3 protein-coding genes are annotated in these 2,589 nt (G+C 71.8%); all 3 read right to left on the minus strand.

Annotation, left to right across the window (positions count from 1 at the left end):
- The coding region (locus IJH84_RS24770; RefSeq protein ID WP_295149666.1) for a sterol carrier family protein at positions 1-292 on the minus strand (292 nt) is incomplete at its 3' end.
- 51 nt (positions 293-343) lie between these two features.
- Positions 344-1,135: a DNA-binding response regulator gene (locus IJH84_RS24775; protein WP_295149668.1), complete on the minus strand. Its 792-nt coding sequence runs from the start codon at positions 1,133-1,135 to the stop codon at positions 344-346.
- 308 nt (positions 1,136-1,443) lie between these two features.
- Positions 1,444-2,589 (minus strand): S8 family peptidase (locus IJH84_RS24780; protein WP_295149670.1); only part of this gene is annotated, 1,146 nt, incomplete at its 5' end.

Here is a 2,589-nt window from a genome sequence, read left to right on the forward strand (position 1 = left end):
CCAGCAGCAGCCAGGTGCGCGCGTCCGTCTCGATCACGTTCGGCGGGGTGCCGCGGGTGTGCTCCGGTCCGGCGACGCACTGCACGGCCGCGAACGGCGGTACGCGGACCTCGACGGTGCGGCCGGGCGCGACGGCTTCCAGGGTGCGCAGGCTCAGCTTCACCGCGGACGCGGTTTCCGCGCGGGACGGGCGCTGCGCCGCGTCTTCGGTCCAGGGGTCCGCCAGCCACGGCGCTACGGCGGCCACGGCGGCGCGCATCTCGTGCGGATCGACCCGTCGACGCGGAGGCATGGCGCAAGCTTACGAGCAGCACCGCAGCGCACGGTCCGGGCCGCCCGAAGATCACAACCAGCCGAGCTTGACCGCCTGCATCCCGGCCTGGAAGCGCGTCTCCACCCCTAACCGCGCGACCAGCTCCCGCACCCGCCGGTGCGCGGTGCGCGCGCTGAAGCCCATCAGCCGTCCGATCGTGTCATCGGTGGCACCGGAGGCCAGCAGCGACAGGATCCAGCGCTCTTCCTCGGAAGGCTGCTCGTCGCCGCTGATCACCCGCTCGCCGGAGGCGAACGGCGCGGCGAACCGCCACAGGTCCTCGAAGATCCGCATCACCGCGACCAGCAACGCCGAGTGCCGGATCACCACCGCGCTGTCCACGGTCTGCTCGGTGGTGGTCAGCGGCAGCAGCGCCACCTCGTTGTCGACCAGGATCATCTTCGCGGGAGCGACGTGCACGACCCGCGCCTGCTCGCCCAGCGAGACCAGCTTGGCCGTCAGCTCCAGCTGCGGCGGGCGCGCCAGCGCCGCCCGGTCGTAGAGCACCTGGTACTCGACGCCTTCGGCGAGCTTGCGGGACTCCAGCGAATCCAGCGCTCCGGTCGCGGCGTAGGGCGGTTTCGCCACGCCCTGCACCAGCTCTGTCGCGCTGCGCTGCAACTCGTAGGCGGCCCATCCGACGCGGCGCGCACCGTGCACGACCTGCAGGACTCCGCCCGCTCCGGACCGCGCCTTGGCGACCCGGGCGACCGAGGCCACCGCTTCGCGCGCCTCGGCCTGGGCTTGCACGGCCTGTTCGGCGACCCGCGGGGCCGCCCGATCCGGCGTGCGTTCAGGCGCCTCGGTGAATCCGGACAACACGGCACAACCTTCCATGACGCGCCCGGACAACTCCGGTCTGGACCAGTGTTGCTGCGAGCATCGAGCCGGTCCCCTCCTGGGAGGGAACGTATGCACCGGGAGACCCGGCTGGGAACCCACTTTTGCGGGATGACGACGTTCGACCTTCGGCTAACCCCGTTCGGCGGCGGGAATTCATCCCCCGAATGCAGCAGCGCAGGCACATTTCCGGCACCGCTTCAGCGCGCGGCGCACCGGTTCCGCCGGGAACGGCACGGCGGGCCTTTCCTCAGCAACGAGGAACGGCCCGCCGAGGTGACGATTCACATTCACAGTTCTCCGGTTTGCAGCAGATCCGGGGTCGTACCCCCCGGCGCCCCGTTGATGACGCCTGCCGCGGCGGTGCCCTGCAAGCCCGAGATCACGTCCGCCGGAGCGGCGTCCGGATCGGCCTCCAGGAAAAGCGCGCCGACACCGGCCACGTGCGGGCTGGCCATCGACGTGCCGCTGAGCGTCGCCGTTCCGCCGCCGGGCGCGAGCGAGAGGATGTCCACACCGGGCGCGTAGCCCTCGACCGTGGCGCCGAAGTTCGTGAACTCCGCGGAGGAGTCGTCGCGATCCGAAGCCGCCGTGGTGTAGACGCCCTCCGCGCTGGCCGGCGAGGTGTTCTCCGCGTCCTGCGACTCGTTGCCCGCCGCCACCGCGAGGAACACGCCGGAATCGACCAGCCCGGTGGCCGCCTCGTCCAGCGCCGGATCCTTCGCACCGCCCAGCGACATGTTCGCCACCGAAGGGCCGTCGGCGTTCTGCGCCACCCAGTCCATGCCCGCGACGATGTCGGCGGTGGTGCCGCTGCCGTTGTCGTCGAGCACCTTCACCCCGACCAGCTCGGCCTGTTTGGCGACCCCGTAGGTGGCGGAGCCGATGGTGCCCGCGACGTGCGTGCCGTGGCCGTTGCCGTCGGTGCCGTCGCCGCCGGTGGCGTCGTGGCCGACTGATGCGCGGCCCTGGAAGTCCGGGTGATCCTGGGCGATCCCGGTGTCGATGATGTAGGCGGTCACGCCCGCACCGGTGCCGTTGGTGTCGTACTGGCCGTCCAGCGGCAGGTTCGGCTGGTCGATCCGGTCCAGGCCCCACGAGCCCGCAGCGGCCGGGGCGGGGCTTTGCACCTGGGCGTGGAAGTTCTGCGAGACGCCTTCGACGTCGTTGCTCTCGCGCACGCGCTGCAGCTGCTGCGGGCTGAGCGTGGCCGAGAAGCCGTTCAGGCTGTGCGTGTAGAGGTGTTCGGCGCGCACGCCGAGCTCCCCGGCGACGGCCGCGGCGTCCTGGCCGTCTTCGAGGTTGACGATGTAGGAGTCGGCGGTTCCGTCCGCCGAGATCACCTGGTCTTCCGGGTGCGTGGTCAGCGGTGCGAGGGTCTGGTCGGGTGCGGCGCTCGCGGGAGCTCCGGCGAACGCGAGCGCGGCGGCCGCGAG

The sequence above is a fragment of the Saccharopolyspora sp. genome, assembly GCF_017434145.1.
GTDB classification, from domain to species: domain Bacteria; phylum Actinomycetota; class Actinomycetes; order Mycobacteriales; family Pseudonocardiaceae; genus Saccharopolyspora_C; species Saccharopolyspora_C galaxeae.